Raw genomic sequence first — 22,374 nt, 5'->3', positions numbered from 1 at the left:
CTGAAATTATTAGAACTGACTGATGATTATTGACAAACCTGTTTGGCGTTTAATACCTCTGTTTGAAGCTTCGGGTAGAGTGCAGATGGCGATCGATCTGTGGTTGCTCGAACAGCACCGTCAAGGTGTCCATCCTCCCACTTTGCGGTTTTACACTTGGAATCCACCGGCTATTTCTTTAGGCTATCATCAGCGTCAGTGGCCGCAATTTTGGCAGCACCTGACTTGGCAAGGACAACCGATCGAACTGGTACGGCGTCCTACCGGTGGGCGAGCTGTCCTGCACCAAGGAGATTTAACTTACACTGTGGTTACTTCTGGAGTGAGTGGCAGTCGCACCCAAGTTTATCAACACCTTTGCGAATTTTTGATTGCGGGTTGGCGATCGCTCGGCATCGAGTTACACTACGGTTTGGCTGGACGCGGCTATATTCACAACCCCAATTGTTTTGGCACAGCCACCGCTGCCGATTTAGTATTAGCAGATAAATCCAAGTTGATCGGTAGCGCTCAACTTTATCGCGGTAATGCTATTTTGCAGCACGGTTCCATACGCTTACAGCAAGATCCCATCTTGTTTGCCCAAGTGTTTGAGACTGCTATACCGCCACCGATCGACATCCCTATTATTCAACGGGCAGAAGCCCCGATCCAAATTGTTGTGGAGGAATTGATTGCTGCGGCTGCGCGTTGTTTTCAGGTTGAATTTCAGATGCAGGCTCTGTCCGAGTTAGAATGGCAGGCAATTTTGGAGCAGCCAATGCGGGAGGTTTTTCCCGAACATCAGTCTGTGCGATCGCTCCCGTGACTGATTTTTGATAGTTAACGCTAGCGCCTCGATACTTGAGCGTAAAGGTTGGCTCAATTATAGTTGGTTCTTCTACGATCGGAGATTTCCAAACTTGACCGCGATATTTTCCTTTAATCTCATCTCCAGTCAGTTTAACTTCCGGAGGATTATGTTCGTAGTTGAGGCCCCGATAACTGAGCTTGATGTCCTTTTCTGGCAGAGATTCCTCTTGGCGCTGCGCTGACAACCAAAGTTTTCTGGTCGCGATCGCCACAACAGCTAAAAGAAATATCTGAATCTGCCAAGGTGCTAAAACTAAACTCAAAATTAAGCCCACAACTGAAATGGCAGCTGAGAGATAGGCCATTTCATCAGCCGAATTTTTAAAGATGAATAGTGCGACTGGCACTATTGCCAGAGGGATGAGGAAAAAAAGTTGCATTTTTAATACCTCTTGCCATAGAAGCCAAAGCGTATTTACTGAGAATTTCAGATTTTAGATTTGCCATTTCAAATTTTTCGTTAATGTCTGGCCTGAGAGTGGGCTTAGTCCTTCAGAGAAGCAAGCTAAGAGCAGCTTGTCCGCAGCATTAGCAAATCTGAAATCTGAAACAAATAGATTTGCAATCACCTTACTAATATACGATCCCTTGCCATAATTAGCGCATTTTTGGCAATTAAATAATCATCAGTTGTTGACAAAAGAGCACCCTAGCCCCTAGTCCGTAGCTTTTGAGATTGAGAGGGGTTCCTTAGTTTGCGTAGGGACTGACTCTGCGGCTGCTGAGGCGATCGCTGGAATGGGTAATCCGGGGGGATAGATACCTTCTTCTTTGATCCGCTTGATTTGAACCTCTGATATTTTGATGTTCAGCTTTTGGGCCATTGCTCGCACAATATCGCCGCGATCGATAATCCCAGCGACTGCGCCTGCGGGTGAAAGGACTGTAATTCTGGATAATTTGTCGCTTTCTATGCGCTCGATCGCTTCTACCAAGGGTGTCTTTTCTTCCACAGTCTCGATCGCATCCAAAGGCTTGACAATACTGCGAACTGTCTGAGTCTCCCACTCGCTGCGTTCCAGCGCCCGAAAATCATCCAGCGAGACCAGACCACGATAGCGACCGTCCGAGGCCGCAAAGTAAACCTCCGGCTGGGTGGCTTGCAGGAGGTAATCGTCTGCAAATTGGCGCAGCGTCATATCTGCATCGATAACGCGGAATTCTCTCGTCATAGCGTCTGCGGCTGTTAGCTGCAACAAGCTTTCTTGCAAGTTAGTAATTTGGTCGTAAGCGCTGGCATTCCGCAAGACAAACCAGCCCAGTAACCCAATCCAAAGTATACCGGGTTCTGATGTGATTATGTAACTCAAACCGCTAAAGATAATTGCTGCCCATCCTAAAATTTGTCCGGTGCGGGCTGCCCAATGGATACCTTGAAAGCGATCGCCTTTGAGCTTCCATACTGCTGCTTTCAAAATCTGTCCGCCATCCAACGGAAGACCGGGAATGAGGTTAAACAAAGCTAACACTAAATTGATATTAGCCAAATGTGCAACTAAAACTTCAGCGGGACTCAACGCTGGCAATAGATAACTTAGCAGATTCAGTAACCCAAACAAGATTATACTCACGCAAGGCCCTGCGATCGCTACTTGAAAAGCCAAACCAGGTGTTTGAGATTCTCGATCGATCGAAGCAATTCCACCAAAAAGAAACAGGGTAATTGAGCTAACCTTAATACCCTGCGATCGCGCTACCAAACTGTGACCCAACTCGTGCAACAGTACCGAGGCAAACAGGAGTATAGCGATCGAAAAGCCAATCCCCCAGACCGTAACCAATTTCCATTGTGGATAAGCTTCTTGCAAGTTATACCCGTTCGCAAATGTGAAAATACCCAATATAATTAGCCACGATGGGTCAATGTATAGTGGAATTCCAAATATAGTTCCGATTCTCCAGCCTGCCTGCATAAAAAATTTTCCTTTACTGTTTTATCAAACTAATTGCTACGCTCGTAATTAATTGCGTTACTACTCATGCGATTCAATACAGTGCTATCTAAACTAGGATAAACGCTACTTTGTTTAAAGTCTGTCTCTCAAGGGTCGGAACTTTTATTGACGAGCGACCTGCTGCAATACTTCTTCGGATTAGATTACAATTTTTTTTTAATTTTTTGTTAGCTTTTTCCCTCTCATAAGTAATGTTATGGTGACGCTGCCCCAAATGGTGATGAGCCAAAATGAAGACAGCGCCTGACTAATGCGGCAATTAGTTATAATTGACGGCTTATCGTCACAGATGGAATTTAGAGAGATCCAACGTTGGTCAATCCCAAAATTACTCCTGCTCCTAAGATATGACCAAAGCAAGTACCTGCAATCAACTGAGGAATACCAATCGGCCCTAAAGAGGGTTGACTTCCTCGCTCCTGGGTAGCATAGCGAGCGATCGCAATTCCAAGGATGTTACAAATAATCATCACTAGGCCAATACTCAGAGACCAGGACGGTGTTGCGGGAACGGTAGACTGTGCAGCTGCAAGTATCATTGAGTTAATCAAGATTTTTCTCCTTAATTGAGAAACTGACATTTTCATTTTCCCACTCAGCTACCGATCGCACAGCTGAGGGTCTGGAAGATTTACTTTTAAAGGATACCTGCGTTGGTCAGTCCCAGAATGACTCCGGCACCCAATATGTGGCCGAAACTTGCTGTAGCAAGCAATTCCGGTATTGTAAAATTCCTGAACAGCGCTGGTTTGCCAACGGGAAGATCCGGGCCACTACCAGGGTGTTGGATGGCGAAGCGACCGATCGCGATCGCCAGCAAGTTGCATAAAATCATCACAAGTCCCACAGCCGGAGTCCAGTTCAGTGTGCGGGGGACGGCAGATTCCACGACAGCCGCAAGTAAAGTTAAGTTAAGCAAACTATCTTTCCTGCTTTACTAAACAACAACAAAAATTATAAGAAGCGCTTACCAAATAACAAGAATCTGTTTTAAGAGTTAACATAAACTCAAACTTTTGATACAAATTGCACTGGTGGTGATGGAGTAGCGTTGATGCGGGTTAAAATTTGCGGAATTACTAAGCCGGAACAAGGAGATGCGATCGCCCGACTGGGAGCAACCGCTCTCGGCTTTATTTGTGTCCCCACTTCTCCCCGTTACGTCATTCCTACACAGATCCGGGCGGTGGTAGATCGATTGTCGGTAAATGTCGATCGTATTGGTGTATTTGCCAACAACACAATTGATGAAATTTGTCAAATAGTTAATGCAGCTGGATTGAATGGCGTTCAGTTGCACAGCAATGAATCTCCCCAATTCTGCCAAAAATTACGCCAGCTTCTACCAGATGTAGAAGTTATCAAAGCGCTGAGAGTGCAGACAACCGATTCATTATCTCAAGCAGACACCTACACGGATGCAGTTGATACGCTTCTGCTTGACGCCTACCATCCCACTCAGTTGGGCGGTACTGGCACAACACTAGATTGGGCTACCTTAGCAGGATACACTCTTACTCGCCCTTGGTTGCTCGCCGGTGGTTTGACGCCTGATAACGTATTGTCAGCCCTCAGTCACGTTCAACCCAACGGTATCGATTTATCCAGCGGTGTCGAGCGCTCTCCTGGAGATAAAGACTTACATAAAGTAGCGCAATTGTTTGAGAAATTAGGAACTGGAGTGGCAGTTGAGTAATATAGCCAAACCGCTCGATCAGATACCGCAATTAAGTTTATTATCCCAAGAAGCAGCAGAGATCGCAGCCTTTTCATTCACCACTAATTGTACTTCACCTTTTCGATCGATCTCCCATCCCGTCGCTTCCACAATAGGCGCTCGATCGTTTGTCCTTGGAGAAAGAGAAATTCGTTTCCGTTCCCGTTCCCCCGCTCGATCGCTTTGTCGATCGACTGTTTCTACATCGGAAACTCGTGCTGTATTATACCAACTGCTGAGAGCGTCGTAAGGATTTACCGGTAAACCGCCCTGTCCGGTAACTCTAAACGAATTGCCACTCGCTGCACCACACCTGAAAACCACAAGGTTACTGCGATCGGAAACTTTTTCTGGCAATACCGCTAATCCCGAAGTAGGGTTTAGATTCGGGGTGCTAATTTCCACAAATCCATCAATCCCCGTTTGAGAACTAGCATTGATCTCGCTAAGAAAGTTATTCAGAGAACCCTGAGTTTGCACTAAACCAAAAATTCCTTTAGCAGTTATATTTATCCTACCCCCATTACCAGCAGAAGCATTGACGATAATGTCGTTATTTTCATTTTTAATAGCAACAATAAACGGGGAATTAATAGTCATGTTACCCCCGTTACCAGACCCAGCCGCTTGTGCTGTAATTTGACTGTTATTGCGTAGAAACACATAATCCCCAATCAGGAGGTTCATATTACCTCCTCCTCCAGATGCGCTAGCAGCAGTTAACCTTCCTTTATCCAGAACAATCTGCCCTGCTGTTATTTTCAGCTCGCCTGCTTCGCCATAGCCTTGATTATCTACACCAACTAGAGCTTGGTTAGAAACAATCAGTCTCGGTGTATTAATAGTGGCATTTCCAGCATCTCCAGAAGGAACTATAGGTAATCCATAAAATTTTTGCGCTGGAGTATTAGATAAAGCTGATGAAGATAGCAAGCTAATCAGCGAGGTTCCACTAGCAACCCCTTTAACTTCAATAGATTCAGACGCATTTACAGTTAAAATTCCCCCCGCTCCACTAGCTATAGTACTAGCACCGATACGCGCTCCATCCCGAACAATTAATCTAGAGGTATCAATCGTCAAATTGCCTGCTTTTCCAGGGCCGATTGTTTCTGCTAAAATCGCAGTCCGGAAACCAGTGCGACTATTAAATCCAATCGCCTCTAAAGAATCTGTTACCTTCAGATGCACATTACCGCCCCTGCCAAAATATCTAGTAATAGCTGATAAAGCTCCTCCATTGAGGATTTGGAAGCGGCGAGTCAATAGGGTAATATTTCCCCCATTTCCAGAACCAAAATTCATAGATTCAATGCCGCTAGCAGCGCCATTATTAAATCTTGAAGATTCAATAAATTTTACTAAGTCATTAGCTTCTACAGAGATGCTGCCCCCGTCTCCTGTTTGGAAAAGAATAGAGGTTATTCTTCCGCCATTGTTGACTATTAAACGGTGGGTGGAAACCATAATATTACCACCATTTCCTGCCCCTAATGTTTGACTTATTAAACCACTAGAGATACCGTTGGAGTTATCTCCGTTTAATTCTACTGACTCTGCGGCGAACAGATCGATCGCTCCACCTGGTAGGGAGCCAAGAGTGTTAGTAAAGGCGAAGGAGCCATCACTCATTTTTACCTGCCGTCCGACTATTTGGATACCCCTTCCCCCACCACCACTAGCATTCAGTATTGCGGCGTTAGATAAGTGAATGTCTCTATAGTTTTGCACCTGCGAATAATTCAATACCAATCCGAATTCAGTTGGATTGAAATTCACTTGTCCTTGGCCTACACTTCCCACCTCTATTCGCCCACTTTCTGCTGTAAGGATTCCACCATCTAAGGTTACTGGCCCACCAATCAAGGCTAAGGTACGACCCGATTTGACGTTTAGCCCTGAATTTTCATCGCTAACTTGCACAGGCGGAGGAACAGGAGCGTTTTCCAATGTTAGATTGTGTCCTTTCCCGGAAACACGAATAGTGCCAGGATTTTGCCCAAAATGTAATCCGATGGGAACATTGATAGTTAACAGCCCAGAAGCTTGGGGATTAGCGGCGCTGAACTCTGTGCCATCAGTAAACTTGAGGCTACTTGCTGTGGAAGCGAGAAACGAACCTCCAATATCTAGGCGTGCGTTGGCACCAAAAATAATGCCACTGGGGTTAATTAAAAATAAATTTGCTTGTCCGTTGGCGCGAATTAATCCATCAATGTTGGAGATTTGCCCTCCGGTGACGCGGGTAATAATGTTGTTAATGTCGATCGTGTTGTTGAAAAAAGCTGTATTGCCAATCGGAACCGAAAATTCCCGAAAACTGTGGAATAAGTTGCTGCCTGCGGCTGTTCCACCATCTATACTGAAAGTATTTCCGTTAGGCGTAACGAGGGAATTAGTAGGTAGGGTGCTATCCGGAATGATTTGTGCGGCGACAGGGCTATGTAATATCCATCCACTTATTCCTAATAAGAGGTAGGCGAACTTGTGCAGCCGTAAATAGAAATTATTCATCTTCCTCAAGCAGACTTGCAATCCCTCGCAAGCCAGTTAGTAACAATTTGAGGTTAACAAATATTTGTTAGAATATTATTTCATAAATAAGCATTTTTGTCAATTATTAACTAAACTTAATATCTGGAGATTGTTATTTTAATATCCTGGCAAAGTGTTTGTGTCTAAAAACTGGCAAAAGCCTCGTTGAGTTTGTTTTTGAAAAACAGACCGACGGTTATGGATGTTGGCGTAGTTTTGGGTGGTGTAAAGATGAATAGGGGGAATGGGAAGATATTGAGTATTAACCTAAGTTGCTAGTTAGTGGTGGAATGTAGGAAAAAGGCAGATATATCGGCATCAGTCAGTAGTAAATAAAGATTGGCGACTGACATCTGACAAACCTTTCCTCAACAATATAACTAGCAACTTGAGTTATTTAGACACTTAAAAAAGTTCTACTCAGATATTTTTTCAACGCGCTTGTGCCTAAAAGAAAGCTGGTTGATGGCGAATCAAGTTAAGGAATTCTTCGCGAGTTTTTTGCTCCTCTTGGAAAACACCGACCATTGCACTGGTGACTGTCCAAGAACCGGGCTTTTGGACACCGCGCATCACCATACACATATGGGTGGCTTCCATAACAACGGCAACTCCCTTGGGCTCTAGAATAGTCTGAACTGCTTCGGCAATTTGGCGAGTGAGACGTTCTTGTACCTGCAAGCGACGGGAGTACATTTCCACAATGCGTGCCAGTTTGCTTAAGCCCACAACTTTTTGGTTGGGAATGTAGGCGACGTGAGCTCTACCCATAAAGGGCAGCATATGGTGTTCGCAAAGGCTGAAGAAATTGATATCGCGGACTAGAACCATCTCGTTGTGACCTTCATCAAAGATGGCATCGTTGACGATTTCTTCTAAAGATTGATTGTAGCCGCTGGTGAGAAACCGCATCGCCTCTGCGACTCGCTTGGGTGTTTTAAGCAAGCCTTCCCGTTCCGGATCTTCTCCCACTCCCAACAGGATCGTCCTTATGGCTTCCATCATTTTCTCTTGGGTTTCTTGTGTAGGTGGGTGTAAGTTGGGTTCGCGACCGTTCAAGGTGTTGCGATCGGGGCGGGTAGGGACGTTGATAATACCATTGGAACTCACGGAAAGAGAGGTAGAGCCATTAGAGCCGTTGGAGGAAGCGATAGTCATGATAAGCCTTAATTAAAGTAATGCGATCGGGTAAAAGTTAAAGCAGCAATCTAGAGAATTCCAGCACTGGCTAAGAGCGTTAACTCTTCAATTACTGCTTGTTCTGGTAGTAGTGCCGTCTGTAAAATTGACTGCGCTACAATTTCGGGGGTTAACATGGCTGAGCGATCGAAGTCAGCCTTAACTGTGTCGGTATCCCAAATGGGGGTATTTACGGAACCCGGACAGATTGCCGTTACGCGAATGCCGCGCTCCCGTTCCTCTGCCGCTAGGGTTTTGGATAAAGCCATCAGGCCAAATTTACTGACACAGTAAGCTCCCCAACCGGGAAATACTTGTTGACCGGCAATGGAAACAACATTGATGATGATGCCAGAGCGGCGATCGCGCATCATTGGTAATATGCCCAGAATGCACTGCAAAACGCTAGTTAGATTAAGGTCTATTACCCTCTGCCAGTCAGACAAGGGTGTGTCCCTTAAACTACCTGTGTATCCTATGCCCGCATTGTTGACCAGAATGTCAATTGGGCCAAAGTCAGCTGCGATCGCGCCAATCCGATCTTTTACCTGTTCAATTTCTGCCAGGTCTAGAGCGTAAGGCTTGGCCTCCACCCCAGAGGTGCGAGCTTGTTCGGCCACCGCCACCAATTTTTCGTAGGAGCGGCTCACTAACGCTACGTTAATGCCAGCATTAGCAAACGCCAAAGCTGTTGCCTTGCCAATCCCGCTGCTTGCCCCAGTAATCAGGGCGCGTTTATCAGTTGAAGCACTCATTAGTTGAATGTTTGCAAGTTTGGATGGAACATCCCATCACTTCTGAGTGTTTGCTTTCGGCAAACAACCTTACCCAGCTTGAGTCCGCTCAAAATGAAAGATGTGTTAACAATTGTAACAATTTTTATTATACCATCTCTATACGGAATTTTTAAGCAGATATTTCGCTAAAAATGCCAATGCGACGGAACTTTTGATAGCGCAATTCCCGACGTTCGTGGGGAGTCATTTGGCTGAGTTCTTCTAAGTGGTAAAGAAGAGCTTGCTTGAGAGTAGCGGCAGTTTTGAGAGGGTCGGAATGTGCCCCACCAAGGGGTTCGGGTAAAAGCCGATCGAGAATGCCGATATTTTTCAAATCCCAAGCTGTAATTTTGAGAGCTTCAGCTGCTTGGGTCGATTTACTGGCATCCTTCCAGAGAATAGAAGCGCAGGCTTCTGGGCTGGCGACATAATATACTGAATGTTCAAACATTAAGAGTCGATCGCCCACACCAATACCCAAAGCACCGCCGGAACCGCCTTCGCCGATCACGGTGCAGATAATGGGAACGTCGAGGCGAAACATTTCCCGCAAATTGTAAGCGATCGCCTCTCCTTGGCCCAAAGCTTCTGCTTCTGCACGCGGGGAAGCACCGGGAGTATCAATAAACGCCAATATAGGCATTCCAAATCGATGGGCGTGTTCCATCAACCGCATTGCTTTGCGATAGCCGCCCGGAGAAGCCATACCAAAATTACGCAGAACGTTATCTTTAGTATCGCGGCCTTTTTGATGGCCTAACATCACCACAGAATGCCCAGCGAGGTTGGCAATACCGCCCACCAAAGCCGGATCGTCGGAACCAGCACGATCGCCGTGCAGTTCGATCCATTCATCGGTCATCGCCTGAATGTAATCTAGCGTACTGGGACGACGGGGATGACGCGCCAGTTGCAACTTCTGCGTCGGTGACAAACTGCTAAAAATTTCTTGACGAAGTTGCACCGAGCGTGCTTCTAACTGGCGAATTTGCTCGGTGACATCGACCCCATTTTCCGACGCGAGTTGGCGAATTTGGTCAATGCGGGTTTCCAGCTCTGCCAAGGGCTTTTCAAAGTCTAGTAGTAAAGGTTTGCGGGATGTTTCGGCCACGTTTAGAACTCGATCGACTCTGTGTAGACTCTTTCCAAATCGTAACCTGTAAGTTGTCCAGAAACTCAGCTAATTTGCGATCGCCCTCAAACAGGCGCTACAGAAACCCTTCGCCTTTGAGCGGGTCAATCTTTAGACCGCCGCCATCGCCATTTATAATGCGGACATTTTTGCCAGCCAGCATTTTTTCCAAAATAAAGACCATCTTGAAGATACTTGTTCGGAATTAATTATAACTCTATCTTCCGTTGTTAGTGTATTTTCAGGAGTCATTGTGAGTTTTGTCGTATTTAGCGAAGATTTTTACCTAACAAATTACCCCGATGTTAAAGCTGCCGTTGATGTAGGTATTTTTCAATCTGGATTGACACATTTTCAAAAGTTTTGGTTAATGGAAGGTCGCGTTCGAGTATCGCCTTTCTATGACGAGCATTTTTATTTAGAAAGCCATCCCGACGTAAAAACAGCAGTACAAACTGGCGCTTTCAAATCTGGTTTGCAGCACTTTATCGAATTTGGAGAAACAGAAGGTCGCAGAGCAAGTTTGTTGTTTGATGAGGAGTTTTATCTGCGAAAAAACCCCGATGTAGCAGCGGCAGTTGCAGCTGGCACTTTGACTTCTGGTCTGGCACACTACCTAGAGTTTGGCAGAGCGGAAAGCCGTTCGGGGACAAATTTCAATGAATTCGGCTATCTTCAAAATAATTCAGATGTAGCGGCAGCCGTAGAAGCTGGTAATTTTGAATCTGCGCTGGAACACTACATCAAATCTGGACAATTTGAAGGTAGGACAGGGATTTTCAGCGGTACAAATGGGAACGATACCGTTATTGGTTTTGGGGAGCGAGATGAGATTTACGGAGTAGATATTTCTCCAGGCCCATGTGTGATTGGGGGTACTCCGACAGGCGGACAGTGTTTGGATTTTTATAGTTTAGGTGTGAGGGAAGCCGATGTTTTGATTGGTGGAAACGGTAAAGATATCTTCGTTTTAGGGCGCTTACAGACGGAAAGTAAAATACCTCCTCCTGTAATTTTTTATCGAGGTGGCGGTAATGCTGACTTTGCTGCGATCGACAACTTTGAAATCGGAAAGGATGAGATTGTCTTAGCAGGAGGGTTGAATAATTACTACTTTAGTATGTCTGATGGAAATTTGGATATTATTCTCAGCCGCGATAGCTTTTCGCAAAGCTTAGCAGCAAGTGATTTAGTTGCTGTTGTAAAAGATGTGACATCTCTTAGTGAGATTGAAAGCAGTCTCCGCTTTACAGGTGGTTTTGTGATGTAGAGCGATCGAGAATCAGACAATTCCAGTTTACTTGAGGGCAGGGCCATACCCTGCCCTCAGTTAAAGTCAAAATGACAACAGCGGTTGAAATCCGTGTTTGACCGAAACTTGACCAATTTGCTCCATCTTTGCCACGGAAATCTGATTTCGTCCCCAAGAAAAGTTGGTGTGCCACTTCTCGAATTCCAGTAGCATCGATTCAGCAAAACAGGCAAATAATTGGCGTGCGGGCACGTCCATATTGACGATTTTCATGATTTTCCACTCTATATCGAGGGAATGCTCCACAATACCGCCATTGAGGACGTATATACCGGGATGCTGGATTTTAGTGCCCAGGTTTTTGGGATAGCCACCATCAATGAGCAGACAAGGTTGCTTGAGTGTGGTGGGGTCAATTTCCACGCCCTTGGGCATACTCGCTACCCAAACTACGATATCGGCTAGGGGTAGCGCCTCTTCTAAGGCCATAATTTTGCCCCTACCCAGTTCTGATTGCAAAGTATCCAGTCGCTCGCGATCGCGAGCGATCAGCAATAATTCTGCCACATCCGTGCGATCGTTCAACCATCGGCAAACGGCACTGCCAATATCACCGGTCGCGCCACAAACCGCTACCGTTGCCTTGGACAGCTCAATGCCTACTTTTTTCGATGCTTGCTCCACCTGCCGACAAATGATGTAAGCCGTATGGGTGTTGCCCGTAGTAAAACGCTCAAATTCTAGCTTAATATTGCGGACTTGGGTAATTTGGTTCAGGTTGAAGTTCTCAAAAATAATCGAAGAAAAACCACCTAAAGCCGTGATATTGATACCGTTCTTTTGGGCGTGAGCCATCGCGTTGATTATTTTGCGGGTAGCTGCTTTAATCCGGCGATTTGCCAGCATTTCTGGCAAAAAGCAAGATTCTACATACCGACCTTCGATTGTTTGACCGGTAATGCTCGTAACCTTAATCGTATCGACGATTTGGGGCGGGGCAGAACACCAAAAATCCAACCCTTGATCGGCATATTCCGGGTAGCCCAAGTCTCTGGCTACTGCTTGGGCGTGTTCTAAACTGGTAAGGTGACCGATAAGACCAAACATGAATTGCTTAAAGCAGACCTTTAGTCGAGCTTGAGTAAGGTGAGAGGAATGAAAAATTGTTACTGACCCTTAAAAATACTACACAAAATGGCCGATTAGTGCAGCGATCGACTAATCGGCGGTAAAAGTTTTGTGTTATCTTCTTTAGTCGGCACTCAGCACTCAACACTAAAGCCGAAGCACTTGGAAAGGCACTCCCAATTTAGGCAGCTGCCAAACCGTATGCTGACATCCGCATAATATCGCGGGTCGTAAAACCAATATTACTCAGAGCTTCTCCGTACTGAATCATGAAGTCTTCGACCAAGGCTTCTTTTTCCATACCCAGTACGCGGGCGTCGGTTTCTACCTGGTTCAGCATTTTCCAGACTACAGGTAGATTCTGACGGTTGGCTTCTTCCAACTCGGCTTTAGATTCTGCAAAATGTTCTTTTAGCCAAACTTCTCCGAAATTAAGGTGAGAGTATTCGTCTTTTACAACACCTTCAGTAATTTTACGGGCAAAGGGGTCGGCTACTGGGATGTAAATGTTGTAGGCGGCGATCGCAAAACATTCGATAATCAGAGATTGAATCAGCAAACAAGTGACTATCTTCCCTTCTGGCAGTGCAACTTGGAAATTTTGGTGCAGTTGGGCAAAGAACTGACGGGCAAATTCCATATCCGGTGTCACTTGGAGATTGCGCCCACAGGCTTCAAACCCTTTTTTGTGACGACTCTCCATCTTGGCAAGGCTAATTAATTGTTCCTTATGTTCCGGCAGCAGTTCAGCCAGTTGAAGGTAATTTTCGTGGGCCTCTTGTTCGCCTTCAATTACAATCGCGTTGATGCGGCTGTAGGCGTCTTTATACGTTTCATTGTGAAAGTCAATTGCTGGACTGGCCTCAAGCTGCGGCATACGTGACTTGTCTCCTCAACATTGTTGGTAGATATTGTGTCGATCCAAAATCGACGCGAGGCTAAAAGGGGGCCTGGGAAACCCTCACTCGCAATTTAAATCCAATTTACCAGAATTGCCAAAAAGGGCGGGTTTTTTGGTCAAAGTAACCCATTTGACTTACCTTATCATGACCGACAATCTGCCAGACTAGAATCTAGCCTGAGTGAGAGAATCGGAATTAATACCTAGACTGTATTGTATGCAAATCCTTCTTTTAGAGATAGATGTCTGAGCAAAATTGCGAAACTCAGTCGCCGATCGCTTATCCGCAAAGTGGGCCAACAGAGCCATTCCTGTTCTGGAATCGCCTCCTAAAATGGCTAATTCCGGTATTGCTTGTAATTAGTGCCATTATTGTACTGCTGCCGCTTTTCGCAGTCTTTCTCATCTCCTTTGCCCCCACCGGGACAACACCCAGTTTAGCTTCTTGGCAAAAGGACTGGACATGGGAAAATTATCGACAGGCATGGCAGCGCGGAAACTTTCTCCTCGCTTTTGCCAATTCAACTTTAGTTGCTTTAGCGGTAACTGGATTTCAGGTTATCACCTCAGCTTTGGCAGGCTACGCTTTAGCAAGGTTAAAATTTCGGGGACGGCAAGCTTTGCTCTTAATTGTTTTGGCAACGTTAGTAATTCCTTTCCAGCTATTAGTGATTCCCATTTTTTTGGTGTTGAAGTGGGGACACGCTATCAACACCTACTGGGCGTTAATTTTACCGACAGCCGCGAATGGATTTGGCATTTTTCTACTGCGTCAGTACTTTCAAACAGTGCCAGTAGAATTGGAAGAAGCGGCGGCATTAGATGGGGCAAATCGACTGCAAATTCTGTGGCGGGTGATGTTACCTTTGTCTCGTCCGGCATTGGTGACCCTATTTTTATTCACGTTTATCGGTGAATGGAACGATTTGTTTAAACCCCTGGTTTTTACAACGCGACCTGAATTAAGAACGGTGCAACTGGCGCTGGCAGATTTTCAGGAGCAATTTACAAATAATTGGCCTTTGATGATGGCGGCTGTGACTATTGCTACGGTGCCAGTAGTGCTGTTGTTTTTAATAGGCCAAAGACAATTTATTCGGGGAATTGCTACAACTGGAATTAAGAGTTAAGTTTAACGCAAAGGAACGCAAAGGTTTTCGCAGAGGAACGCGGAGTTAAGAAGTTTATTTGACAACTATAAACTTCTGGGTATTGGAGCGCTTACCTTTGTGCGCCTCTGCTTTAAATGAAAAAAGCTAATTGTAATTGAAATGAGTCTAAAAAATCTAGGTATGTTGATTATTTTTGGATCTTTTTTGCCTTGGGCAGCGATAATTTTTGTTGTGCCATTTATCCAAATAGATTTAGCACAAAAAGCTGTATTAGTCACTATTCTAGCTGTTGTGGCAGAAGTTTTGTTCTGGTTAGGTCTTGTTTTGGTAGGAAAAGAACTTGCTACTAAATATCGACGTTATTTTAGTTTTTCTCGGATTTGGAAGAGTTTGAAAAAATTGCTCCGCTAACCTGACCCGCTAACTAAGTAACGAAGCAATTTGACTAATTTATTGTTAGGATTGCCGTTTGCCAATTTAATCTGAATCTGCCATGATTCGCAGGCGAACGGTACGATCGCCATTTTCATCCAGAGGGACTTCGATCGATTCACCCGCTAGTCTTTCCAAACAAGTGAGAAGCGATCGCAAGTTGGGCGTACTCGCACCAGTATCCACATATAGCCGATCCGCCAAACTACCGACACGTTTCCAAGTAGTGTAAAGTTTGGCGATCGTTTGTTCTAGCTGAGACGCTTGTTTGACCAAATCGGATGCTGTATTCAAACAACCTATCCGCAGCGCTTCTTCTAGCGCCATTTCTACATCTACCGATGATTGATTAATGGCTTGCACTTGGGCGGCGGCGTGGAGATACTTGGCTAAGTTGCGGGCGTCTGACGTTACCTGTTTGAGTTTATCGACGCTGGGTTCTTGGGCGACTTCTTCTTGCAGTAAGGTGATGTGAGATTCGGGTAATTTCTCCAATTCCTTAACTAGGGGTGCGAGGTAACGCGGCGGAAGAGTTTGATCGGCGGCTTTAGCTTTTACTTCGTCGGGAAGTAAATCGGAGGTCATGGCTGTCCACTCTTCAGCGAGTTGGCGCACTTCCCGGCGGGTGATGCGATCGCCTTTTTGCGCTGCATCAGTGACCAGTTGTTGTATTTCTGGGGATGATTTGGCTGTTTCTACAAAAGCGCGTTTGCTGAAGTTTCTAATCGCAGTGGGGTCGAGCTTTCCCTCAGCTAAAAGAGTATCGGCGCTATTGGCTAACTCTATCAGAGAATAAGCTTGACTTTTGTTAATTTCTCGCTCTTTGAGCCAATTTAGAAAACCAGTGCCGCGTCCGTCGCCGCCTTTCTTCTCGCGATCGCGCACTACTCGTAAAATGCGCCCGCGCCAGATTTCCGTTTGCAAGTCGAAGCGATCGCATACCACCCAAGCGATATCTACCTGCTGCTGAAACTCAGCATCTGGAATGCGATCGTCTTCTGGATCGGGCAACTGGAAGTTTAGATCCGTGCCGATATTGAGGGCAGATGCGAGGTCGAAAGGAGGTTGGGGAGATTCGGGCATTTGTGAGAGCGATCGTGGGGTCACAGAGGGATCATTATTGCACGTTCTTTATCATACTTGTTTACGCTGACGGTCACGGGAGGCACTCGCCGCGAAGCTAAAATGTCAAGTCCAAGTGCAAAATTACGCCAGGGTTTTGCAGGCAAACTTTATGGAAAAACCGCTTTTAGCGATAGCATAATTACAACGATACGTACTCGCTATCTCGCAAAAAACCCAGAATCTCTGAATTAACTACCTCTGGAGAACCTGCTGCCGCATCGTGACCGCAATTAGGAATAATTTTCAATCTCGCATTTGGTAAGCGTGCTTGTAATTTTTTGGCATTTTCAGCGGGAAACCATTGGTCTTGTTCGCCCCATAAAATTAACACAGGGCAAGTTATTTTCAATAAATTATCTTGAATATTATGGATGATATTCGGTTCGTTTTTGAGCGAGCGCTCAATTTCTATGGCAGCGTGTTGTAAATCTTCCGTAACTTTTATCACTGTATTGGGAAATTCAATATAAGGATAACTGACCCAGTACACTTTTTCTGGTGTAATTTCTGCCGGATCGACCACGACTTCCCGACGCCCAATCGCCACAATTTGTCGCAATAATGGTGACAACCAATATGACAATCGCAGGCTATCTATACCTCGCACCAAATCGAGGGGTAAAGTAGCTAACAAGCGCATCCACAGACTAGGCAATTGAGTGGGAAAAACGGGAACATTAATCAGCACTAATCGCGCCAATAGATCCGGATTTTCTTCAGCAATAGCTAGTGCAATCAAAGCTCCCAAAGATTGCGCCACTACAACAGCGGGTTCATCGCACAAAGCGCGAATAATTCGCTCCATTTCGACAATTTGATGACCCAATTCTTCTGAATAATGTGGTTTATCGGAAAACCCATGTCCTTTGGCATCAAAACAAATCACGCGAAAATGTTTGGCGAGTTCTTCTATGTTGTGATGCCAACCGTAACTCCAGCTACCGATACCGTGTACTAAAAATAAAGGTTTACCAGTTCCTTTTTCGCCATAGGCAATTTTTACAGGATATCCTCTGGCGTCTGTTATCGTCAAAGTTTGACGACCTTTTGGAAATGTACTTTGCCACCAATCTTGCATAATTTTATGTCTGTCTATGTTTGGGTTCAATATCAAATCAACTCAGTTGCCCGTGAAGAGCATTAGCAGCAATCTAAATATTATCACGCTAACGTAAGTTAGCGCTGCCACAAATAGGAGCAATCCAATTGTAAGGAAGATCAGAAATACTCTATCTACCTTTTTACTTGCGATGGGGGAAGCTAAGTGAGTTTCCAATAATTGCAGGTTTTTCACATTGGCTTTCCACGTAACATCCAAAAAGTCTCCTATTATTGGCACAGCACCCACTACTGTATCGAAGAGAATATTCATAACCATTCGCACTAAAGATTCTCTTGGTAATCCCATTCGAGCTGCTTCCCAGACGATGTATGCAGAGAAAAATGCTGTCAGGGTATCTCCTCCGCCCGGTAACAATCCTAAAATCGGATCGAGACCGACGCGATATTTTGTACCGGGAACGGCAATAGCATTGTCGAGTACGTGGCTAATCTGGCGAAGGCGTTGTAGCGTAGCAGCTTTACTGTCAGGTTCATGTGTCATAGCATTTGTTAAAGTTTAAATTCTCTGTCGCATCGCTTCCCCTACGCTAACATTTAACTGTGCGCCAAATAACATTACCAAACAAGATAAGTTGAGCCATAGCATTAATACGATCGCCGCACCGACAGCACCGTAGGCGGCGTTGTAATTGCCGAAATTAGATACGTAAAGGCGAAATGCAGCCGATACAATCGCCCAAGCGACGGAGGCGAGGATCGCTCCTGGCATGATGGGCGTTCCCCTAGTCCAGCGGCTGGGGCCAAAGCGATAAATAAAGGCGATCGCAGATGCAATGATTACTAATGCGGTAGGCCAGCTAAACAGCCGCCAAATCGATAGCAGTCCTGGCTCTAGATTACCAGTTTGTCGAGCTACTATTTGCACGATCGATTCGCTGATAAAAACTAGGAAAGATGCGACAATTAGTAATAAAATTGTGCCCATTGTAAGGCCGAGCGAAACTAACTTGGCTTTCCAAAACGGTCGCCTCTGCTTTCGGGGAATTTGATTGATGCGATCGAGGGCGTCCATCGCAGCACTGAGCGCTCCAGAGGCAGTCCATAAGGCGATAATAAAGCTGAGGGAAAACAGTCCTTGATTTTGGCTGAGGCTGATCGTATTTGTAAAGCCTTTGATGAGGAAGAGAACTTCTTTAGGGGCGATGCTACCTAGTTGTGCGGCCAAGTATTTAAAGGTAGATTGTAACCAGTCAAACAATCCGATCGCTGTCAGCAGTGCCAAAATCGATGGAAAAAGGGCTAACATGGCGTTGTAGGTCATTTCAGCCGCAAGTCCGGGCAAGCGCTGCTGTCCGGCACGCTGGAAAGTTCTCTTCAGCGTTGCCCAATTTAAGTGCCGAAAAAAACGAAAAAAACGGGCAAATATCATATTTTTATAGTTGAGCAAATTTAACAACTAGGTGGGCATCGCCCACCCTACCAACTAAGAAATACACAGATGAACTACGATGTAAAGCAGTGGATAGAGGAAATTAACGGGCTGCGACAACAAGTGGCGCAAGCTCAAAGCGATCGCGATCTTGCCGTCGATAGCGCTGCCCGGTGGAGTCAACTTTTCAATACAGAAGCAGAACAACGCCGTGCTGATGCTAAGCTAGCACAACAAACTATAGACAAGCTTAAGGCAGAAATTGACCAATTTAAAGCTGATTTTGCTGCCAAATTAGATGAAGTTGCGGATATTTCTGCGAGTTCCCCAGAACTGCAACAGTTGCAAAGCGTTGAGGCATTGAAACAGAAACTGGTAGAAGTGCTGTTAGAACGAGATCGTCTTGCAGAAGCCTTGAAAGCAGAACGGGAGGCGCACGCCCAAACTCGTCAAAGTCTCACTACTGCCTTGGGCGACACGATCGATTTGCTCACCAAGCAACGAGATAGCGATCGGGCTGAGTTTAACGCAACTCCAGTCAAGCAGGATGGGCCCCAGCCTGAGAAGTTGCCTGGGTCTTCCCATCCTGCCCACTTACCCAGCTTTAAAAACCCATCACTTCAGCTACCGCCGACAAGACCGGCTCCACCCCGTCTTTAAACTGATTGTGGCAGTGTTCAATCGCGGTATCGGGGTCTTTGAGTCCGTTGCCGGTGAGGACGCAAACTACTTTCGCACCTGTTGGAATCTCGTTTTTGACTTTTAGCATCCCAGCCACAGAAGCTGCACTGGCCGGTTCGCAAAAAATGCCTTCTTGGGAAGCTAGCAGGCGATACGCCTCTAAAATTTCTTCATCGGTAACGGCTGCGAATCCCCCTTGACTGGCTTCAGCGGCGGCGATCGCTTTTTCCCAGCTCGCCGGATTGCCTATGCGAATTGCGGTGGCGAGCGTTTCTGGATGGGAGACCGGCTTACCTGTCACGATCGGCGCTGCCCCTGCTGCTTGAAATCCCATCATCTGGGGCAGGCGATCGCATTTACCTTCTTGATGGTATTGACAAAATCCCATCCAATATGCTGTAATGTTACCGGCATTTCCGACGGGGATACATAACCAGTCTGGTGCGTCACCCAGGGCATCTACCACCTCAAAAGCCGCAGTTTTCTGTCCTTCCAGTCGGTAGGGATTGACTGAGTTAACCAGGGTGACCGGGTAGTTTTCTGCCATCTCGCGCACAATCGCGAGCGCCCGGTCAAAATTTCCTTTAATTGCCAGCACTTCCGCACCGTACAGCAAAGCTTGCGCCAATTTGCCCAAGGCGACGTAGCCATCGGGGATCAGGACAAATGCCCGCATTCCGCCACGGCGGGCGTAGGCAGCTGCTGATGCTGAGGTATTGCCGGTGCTGGCACAGATGACTGCTTTAGCACCCGCTTCCTTTGCTTTGGAAATTGCCATAGTCATCCCCCGGTCTTTGAAACTGCCGGTAGGATTGAGGCCGTCAAATTTTACGTAAACTTGCACCTGTCTGCCAATGAGAGATGCGATCGCCGGAATGGGAATCAGAGGCGTATTGCCCTCCAAGAGGGTGATCGTCGGCGTGGATGACGTTACTGGCAGATAGGGACGGTACGCTTCGATTAAACCGGGCCAGCTTTTTAGTTTGGATTCAGCAAGGGAAAGACTTACAGTCACAATAGATGAACAGCGCGAATGTAAAAATACTCCGGGTACACCTTAGTTTAGCGCGGATGGGGAACGGTGCAGAGGGAGAGTGCGAAGAGCGGGGGAGCGGGGGAGTGGGGGAGTGGGGTCGCGGGGGAATAAATCTTTTTCCTTTTCCCTTTTCCCTTTTCCCTTTTCCCTTTTCCCGACGCCCTAACCCCTTTTCCCTTTTCCCGACGCCCTAACCCCTAACCCCTTTTCCCTAACCCCTAGCCCCTATCATCCAGACAGCCGATCGAAAAATTGACACAAATAAACTTAACGTAGCTTAACGTTCAGGGTAAAATGACCAAGTGATGTGAGTAAGCACAAATTACTAGGCAACGACAAATGTTAACTGCTTCATCTAGAACTTCTACTATCCAGCGTCCTACTTTGGCTTCTGACGAACTCACCCTTATGTCTGTGGCGTTAGCAAATCAAGTCAAACTGATGCAGTCAATGAAGTCTGTGTACCAGGCAGATCAGCAAATCAAGCTCTTGAATTTGCAAGCTGATGTCGAAAATTTGTTGCAACAACTACAAAATATCAAACAGCAACGGCAAACCTCAGATAACTAAGAGGTAGCCAACTAGGGCAAAAATGACAATTTTTACAAGCCCATAGCAGGCAATCCTGCCTGCTGTATGCAGCTGTTAGTTTGCGAAAATAGATGTTCCCTTCATCTTGGCTGGGATGTCAGCTTGGCTCGATCGAGCCACACGATGATGGTACAGTCACAAGATTGTGGTATAAAAGCAAAAGTTTTGCCAACTGCACCGCTGCTTATAAACAAAAAACCTGGCATTCGTTTTAAGCCGGGTATTTTAGCACAAGCTCTCTCAAAAGGTTAATCAATAGTGAGAGTTTTTCTAACAATCGCTAACAAATGCTCATCTTTGAGCATCTGTAGCAGCATCCTGATTGTTCCCGTTTTTGTAGCTCCGGTTGCTTTGCAGTATGTCTCAAGTAGCGTGATATCTTCTTCTGGCAGTCTCAAGTCTAGTCGCTTTGACATTTTATTTGTCCGGCTTATGCCGTACAAAATTAATATGCTACTAGGTTTTAAGACAGAACTCAAACTTAACAACACCCAGCGTATAATGTTGTTCAAACACGCAGGGACAGCAAGACACGCTTGGAATTGGGGATTGGGGTTGACCAAGCAAATTTTGGATAACAACAAAGCCAATCCCAATGACAAGATTAAGTTTCCTACCGCTATTGACTTACATAAGTGGTTGGTTGCCTTGGTTAAACCGCGCTATCCTTGGTATTACGAAGTATCAAAATGCGCTCCTCAGTATGCCTTGAAGCAACTGAGTGTTGCGTGGGATAGGTGCTTCAAAAAAGTATCAGGAGTGCCAAGGTTTAAAAAGAAAGGTAGGAAAGATAGTTTTACACTTGATGGCTCCATCAAGGTGGAACACTTTAAAGTCAAGGTACCTGTGATTGGTTGGCTCAAGACTTACGAGCGACTTCCTCTCATGTTTGCGCCTAAGTCGGTGACAATTTCCCGTCACGCCGAGCGATGGTTTATTTCCTTTAAGATTGAAGTTGAACCAACTTTTATCCCTAAGTCTGTTGAATGTGTTGGCGTAGATTTGGGCATCAATTCCCTTGCCACACTTTCAACAGGTGAGGAATTTAAGGGTGCTAAAAGTTACAAGAAGTATGAGAAAAAACTCGCTCGTCTTCAATACTTACTGCGTCACAAAGTTGTCGGTTCCTCTAACTACAAAAAAGCTCAACTCAAGATAGCTCGACTACACCGAAAAATCGCTAACATCCGTAAAGACACGTTGCACAAACTGACGACCTATATCAGCAAGAACCACGCTGTTATTGGGTTGGAAGACCTTAATGTGTCGGGCATGATGGCCAATCGGAAGCTAGCTAAAGCTATCGGAGACATGGGCTTTTACGAGTTTCGCCGTCAATTGGAGTACAAATGCCAGCTTTACGGAAGTCGGTTGGTGTTTGTGGACAGGTTCTACCCTAGCAGTAAAACTTGCTCCAACTGCGGTCAGGTTAAAAATTCGCTCTCACTCAAAGAACGGATATTCAGGTGTCCTGAATGT

25 protein-coding genes and 1 pseudogene are annotated in these 22,374 nt (G+C 45.8%); 9 read left to right on the top strand and 17 right to left on the bottom strand.

Annotation, left to right across the window (positions count from 1 at the left end):
* Positions 1-22 precede the first annotated feature (22 nt).
* Positions 23-808 carry a lipoate--protein ligase family protein gene (locus ACE1CD_RS12700; RefSeq protein WP_374824456.1) on the top strand — a complete coding sequence of 262 codons (786 nt, stop codon included), beginning with the start codon at positions 23-25 and terminating at the stop codon, positions 806-808.
* A gap of 34 nt (positions 809-842) precedes the next feature.
* On the opposite strand, the pseudogene ACE1CD_RS12695 reads toward ACE1CD_RS12700, so the two are convergent.
* The 5 genes and pseudogenes from ACE1CD_RS12695 to psaK (ACE1CD_RS12675) all read right to left on the bottom strand — a co-directional run.
* A pseudogene (locus tag ACE1CD_RS12695) lies at positions 843-1,157 on the bottom strand (DUF4278 domain-containing protein); the annotation flags it as partial.
* 16 nt (positions 1,158-1,173) lie between these two features.
* Positions 1,174-1,299: a hypothetical protein gene (locus ACE1CD_RS12690; protein ID WP_374824479.1), complete on the bottom strand. Its 126-nt coding sequence runs from the start codon at positions 1,297-1,299 to the stop codon at positions 1,174-1,176.
* 209 nt (positions 1,300-1,508) lie between these two features.
* A complete protein-coding gene (locus ACE1CD_RS12685) occupies positions 1,509-2,765 on the bottom strand; it encodes a site-2 protease family protein (RefSeq protein WP_374824453.1) in 1,257 nt (418 codons plus the stop codon).
* 338 nt (positions 2,766-3,103) lie between these two features.
* Positions 3,104-3,388 carry a photosystem I reaction center subunit PsaK gene (gene psaK / locus ACE1CD_RS12680; RefSeq protein ID WP_374793904.1) on the bottom strand — a complete coding sequence of 95 codons (285 nt, stop codon included), beginning with the start codon at positions 3,386-3,388 and terminating at the stop codon, positions 3,104-3,106.
* A 56-nt stretch (positions 3,389-3,444) separates the two neighbouring features.
* Positions 3,445-3,726 carry a photosystem I reaction center subunit PsaK gene (gene psaK / locus ACE1CD_RS12675; protein ID WP_374793903.1) on the bottom strand — a complete coding sequence of 94 codons (282 nt, stop codon included), beginning with the start codon at positions 3,724-3,726 and terminating at the stop codon, positions 3,445-3,447.
* 135 nt (positions 3,727-3,861) lie between these two features.
* Between psaK (ACE1CD_RS12675) and ACE1CD_RS12670 the strand changes: the two genes are divergently transcribed.
* Positions 3,862-4,503, top strand: a complete 642-nt coding sequence (locus ACE1CD_RS12670) for a phosphoribosylanthranilate isomerase (RefSeq protein WP_374824450.1) — start codon at positions 3,862-3,864, stop codon at positions 4,501-4,503.
* A gap of 18 nt (positions 4,504-4,521) precedes the next feature.
* On the opposite strand, the gene ACE1CD_RS12665 is transcribed toward ACE1CD_RS12670, so the two are convergent.
* From ACE1CD_RS12665 to ACE1CD_RS12650, 4 genes are all read right to left on the bottom strand, one after another.
* The gene (locus ACE1CD_RS12665; RefSeq protein ID WP_374824447.1) at positions 4,522-7,038 is read right to left on the bottom strand and encodes a filamentous hemagglutinin N-terminal domain-containing protein; all 2,517 of its coding nucleotides are present in this window, start codon (positions 7,036-7,038) and stop codon (positions 4,522-4,524) included.
* A 468-nt stretch (positions 7,039-7,506) separates the two neighbouring features.
* Positions 7,507-8,217, bottom strand: a complete 711-nt coding sequence (gene folE, locus ACE1CD_RS12660; protein WP_374793900.1) for a GTP cyclohydrolase I FolE — start codon at positions 8,215-8,217, stop codon at positions 7,507-7,509.
* A gap of 50 nt (positions 8,218-8,267) precedes the next feature.
* Positions 8,268-8,993, bottom strand: coding sequence for an SDR family oxidoreductase (locus tag ACE1CD_RS12655; protein ID WP_374793899.1), 726 nt, complete (start codon positions 8,991-8,993; stop codon positions 8,268-8,270).
* Between the two features lie 151 nt (positions 8,994-9,144).
* Positions 9,145-10,125: an acetyl-CoA carboxylase carboxyltransferase subunit alpha gene (locus ACE1CD_RS12650; RefSeq protein ID WP_374793898.1), complete on the bottom strand. Its 981-nt coding sequence runs from the start codon at positions 10,123-10,125 to the stop codon at positions 9,145-9,147.
* Positions 10,126-10,399: 274 nt separating this feature from the next.
* On the opposite strand from ACE1CD_RS12650, the gene ACE1CD_RS12645 reads away from it, so the two are divergent.
* Positions 10,400-11,416, top strand: a complete 1,017-nt coding sequence (locus ACE1CD_RS12645) for a hypothetical protein (protein WP_374824444.1) — start codon at positions 10,400-10,402, stop codon at positions 11,414-11,416.
* Positions 11,417-11,482: 66 nt separating this feature from the next.
* Here the strand turns inward: ACE1CD_RS12645 and ACE1CD_RS12640 are convergent, their stop codons facing one another.
* Complete coding sequence (locus tag ACE1CD_RS12640; RefSeq protein ID WP_374793896.1) at positions 11,483-12,505, bottom strand: long-chain acyl-[acyl-carrier-protein] reductase; 1,023 nt, start codon at positions 12,503-12,505, stop codon at positions 11,483-11,485.
* Positions 12,506-12,707: 202 nt separating this feature from the next.
* Positions 12,708-13,403, bottom strand: coding sequence for an aldehyde oxygenase (deformylating) (locus tag ACE1CD_RS12635; RefSeq protein WP_374793895.1), 696 nt, complete (start codon positions 13,401-13,403; stop codon positions 12,708-12,710).
* 266 nt (positions 13,404-13,669) lie between these two features.
* On the opposite strand from ACE1CD_RS12635, the gene ACE1CD_RS12630 reads away from it, so the two are divergent.
* The gene (locus tag ACE1CD_RS12630; protein WP_374793894.1) at positions 13,670-14,557 is read left to right on the top strand and encodes a carbohydrate ABC transporter permease; all 888 of its coding nucleotides are present in this window, start codon (positions 13,670-13,672) and stop codon (positions 14,555-14,557) included.
* Between the two features lie 141 nt (positions 14,558-14,698).
* Positions 14,699-14,950 (top strand): transporter suffix domain-containing protein, encoded by a 252-nt coding sequence (locus tag ACE1CD_RS12625; protein WP_374824441.1) that lies wholly within the window; start codon positions 14,699-14,701, stop codon positions 14,948-14,950.
* Positions 14,951-15,016: 66 nt separating this feature from the next.
* Here the strand turns inward: ACE1CD_RS12625 and ACE1CD_RS12620 are convergent, their stop codons facing one another.
* From ACE1CD_RS12620 to ACE1CD_RS12605, 4 genes are all read right to left on the bottom strand, one after another.
* On the bottom strand, positions 15,017-16,054 hold the full coding sequence (locus tag ACE1CD_RS12620; protein WP_374793892.1) for a hypothetical protein: 1,038 nt from the start codon (positions 16,052-16,054) through the stop codon (positions 15,017-15,019).
* Between the two features lie 181 nt (positions 16,055-16,235).
* Entirely contained in the window at positions 16,236-17,174 is a 939-nt protein-coding gene (locus ACE1CD_RS12615; protein ID WP_374793891.1) for an alpha/beta fold hydrolase, read from the bottom strand.
* Positions 17,175-17,216: 42 nt separating this feature from the next.
* Positions 17,217-17,699 (bottom strand): DUF4112 domain-containing protein, encoded by a 483-nt coding sequence (locus ACE1CD_RS12610; protein ID WP_374793890.1) that lies wholly within the window; start codon positions 17,697-17,699, stop codon positions 17,217-17,219.
* Positions 17,700-17,714: 15 nt separating this feature from the next.
* Complete coding sequence (locus ACE1CD_RS12605) at positions 17,715-18,587, bottom strand: YihY/virulence factor BrkB family protein (protein ID WP_374793889.1); 873 nt, start codon at positions 18,585-18,587, stop codon at positions 17,715-17,717.
* A gap of 69 nt (positions 18,588-18,656) precedes the next feature.
* On the opposite strand from ACE1CD_RS12605, the gene ACE1CD_RS12600 reads away from it, so the two are divergent.
* Positions 18,657-19,247 (top strand): hypothetical protein, encoded by a 591-nt coding sequence (locus tag ACE1CD_RS12600; RefSeq protein WP_374793888.1) that lies wholly within the window; start codon positions 18,657-18,659, stop codon positions 19,245-19,247.
* Here ACE1CD_RS12600 and thrC read toward each other — a convergent pair.
* Positions 19,192-20,283 (bottom strand): threonine synthase, encoded by a 1,092-nt coding sequence (gene thrC / locus ACE1CD_RS12595; protein ID WP_374793887.1) that lies wholly within the window; start codon positions 20,281-20,283, stop codon positions 19,192-19,194. The genes ACE1CD_RS12600 and thrC overlap by 56 nt on opposite strands.
* 360 nt (positions 20,284-20,643) lie before the next feature.
* Between thrC and ACE1CD_RS12590 the strand changes: the two genes are divergently transcribed.
* Both ACE1CD_RS12590 and ACE1CD_RS12585 read left to right on the top strand, forming a co-directional pair.
* Positions 20,644-20,874 (top strand): hypothetical protein, encoded by a 231-nt coding sequence (locus ACE1CD_RS12590; RefSeq protein ID WP_374793886.1) that lies wholly within the window; start codon positions 20,644-20,646, stop codon positions 20,872-20,874.
* A 66-nt stretch (positions 20,875-20,940) separates the two neighbouring features.
* Positions 20,941-21,147 (top strand): hypothetical protein, encoded by a 207-nt coding sequence (locus tag ACE1CD_RS12585; RefSeq protein ID WP_374793885.1) that lies wholly within the window; start codon positions 20,941-20,943, stop codon positions 21,145-21,147.
* Here the strand turns inward: ACE1CD_RS12585 and ACE1CD_RS12580 are convergent.
* Entirely contained in the window at positions 21,144-21,311 is a 168-nt protein-coding gene (locus ACE1CD_RS12580) for a hypothetical protein (RefSeq protein WP_374793884.1), read from the bottom strand. The two genes, ACE1CD_RS12585 and ACE1CD_RS12580, sit on opposite strands and share 4 nt — an antisense overlap.
* A 34-nt stretch (positions 21,312-21,345) precedes the next feature.
* Between ACE1CD_RS12580 and ACE1CD_RS12575 the strand changes: the two genes are divergently transcribed.
* Positions 21,346-22,374 (top strand): RNA-guided endonuclease InsQ/TnpB family protein (locus ACE1CD_RS12575; RefSeq protein WP_374793883.1); only part of this gene is annotated, 1,029 nt, incomplete at its 3' end.

Origin of the sequence: Aerosakkonema sp. BLCC-F183 (assembly GCF_041929145.1) — a bacterium.
Taxonomy (GTDB): Bacteria; Cyanobacteriota; Cyanobacteriia; order Cyanobacteriales; family Aerosakkonemataceae; genus Aerosakkonema.
The sequence above is the reverse complement of the archived record's forward strand: the minus strand, read 5'-3'. Positions and strand labels throughout refer to the sequence as shown.

Coding starts and splice junctions, on each gene's coding strand:
- ACE1CD_RS12585 (WP_374793885.1), top strand. CDS start 20,941: ATGCAGCTGTTAGTTTGCGAAAATAGATGTTCCCTTCATCTTGGCTGG.
- ACE1CD_RS12580 (WP_374793884.1), bottom strand. CDS start 21,311: ATGTCAAAGCGACTAGACTTGAGACTGCCAGAAGAAGATATCACGCTA.
- ACE1CD_RS12655 (WP_374793899.1), bottom strand. CDS start 8,993: ATGAGTGCTTCAACTGATAAACGCGCCCTGATTACTGGGGCAAGCAGC.
- ACE1CD_RS12615 (WP_374793891.1), bottom strand. CDS start 17,174: ATGCAAGATTGGTGGCAAAGTACATTTCCAAAAGGTCGTCAAACTTTG.
- ACE1CD_RS12620 (WP_374793892.1), bottom strand. CDS start 16,054: ATGCCCGAATCTCCCCAACCTCCTTTCGACCTCGCATCTGCCCTCAAT.
- ACE1CD_RS12610 (WP_374793890.1), bottom strand. CDS start 17,699: ATGACACATGAACCTGACAGTAAAGCTGCTACGCTACAACGCCTTCGC.
- ACE1CD_RS12630 (WP_374793894.1), top strand. CDS start 13,670: ATGTCTGAGCAAAATTGCGAAACTCAGTCGCCGATCGCTTATCCGCAA.
- ACE1CD_RS12665 (WP_374824447.1), bottom strand. CDS start 7,038: ATGAATAATTTCTATTTACGGCTGCACAAGTTCGCCTACCTCTTATTA.
- ACE1CD_RS12690 (WP_374824479.1), bottom strand. CDS start 1,299: ATGGCAAATCTAAAATCTGAAATTCTCAGTAAATACGCTTTGGCTTCT.
- ACE1CD_RS12685 (WP_374824453.1), bottom strand. CDS start 2,765: ATGCAGGCAGGCTGGAGAATCGGAACTATATTTGGAATTCCACTATAC.
- folE (WP_374793900.1), bottom strand. CDS start 8,217: ATGACTATCGCTTCCTCCAACGGCTCTAATGGCTCTACCTCTCTTTCC.
- ACE1CD_RS12590 (WP_374793886.1), top strand. CDS start 20,644: ATGTTAACTGCTTCATCTAGAACTTCTACTATCCAGCGTCCTACTTTG.
- ACE1CD_RS12635 (WP_374793895.1), bottom strand. CDS start 13,403: ATGCCGCAGCTTGAGGCCAGTCCAGCAATTGACTTTCACAATGAAACG.
- ACE1CD_RS12605 (WP_374793889.1), bottom strand. CDS start 18,587: ATGATATTTGCCCGTTTTTTTCGTTTTTTTCGGCACTTAAATTGGGCA.
- ACE1CD_RS12700 (WP_374824456.1), top strand. CDS start 23: ATGATTATTGACAAACCTGTTTGGCGTTTAATACCTCTGTTTGAAGCT.
- ACE1CD_RS12640 (WP_374793896.1), bottom strand. CDS start 12,505: ATGTTTGGTCTTATCGGTCACCTTACCAGTTTAGAACACGCCCAAGCA.
- ACE1CD_RS12625 (WP_374824441.1), top strand. CDS start 14,699: ATGAGTCTAAAAAATCTAGGTATGTTGATTATTTTTGGATCTTTTTTG.
- ACE1CD_RS12670 (WP_374824450.1), top strand. CDS start 3,862: ATGCGGGTTAAAATTTGCGGAATTACTAAGCCGGAACAAGGAGATGCG.
- ACE1CD_RS12600 (WP_374793888.1), top strand. CDS start 18,657: ATGAACTACGATGTAAAGCAGTGGATAGAGGAAATTAACGGGCTGCGA.
- psaK (WP_374793904.1), bottom strand. CDS start 3,388: ATGTCAGTTTCTCAATTAAGGAGAAAAATCTTGATTAACTCAATGATA.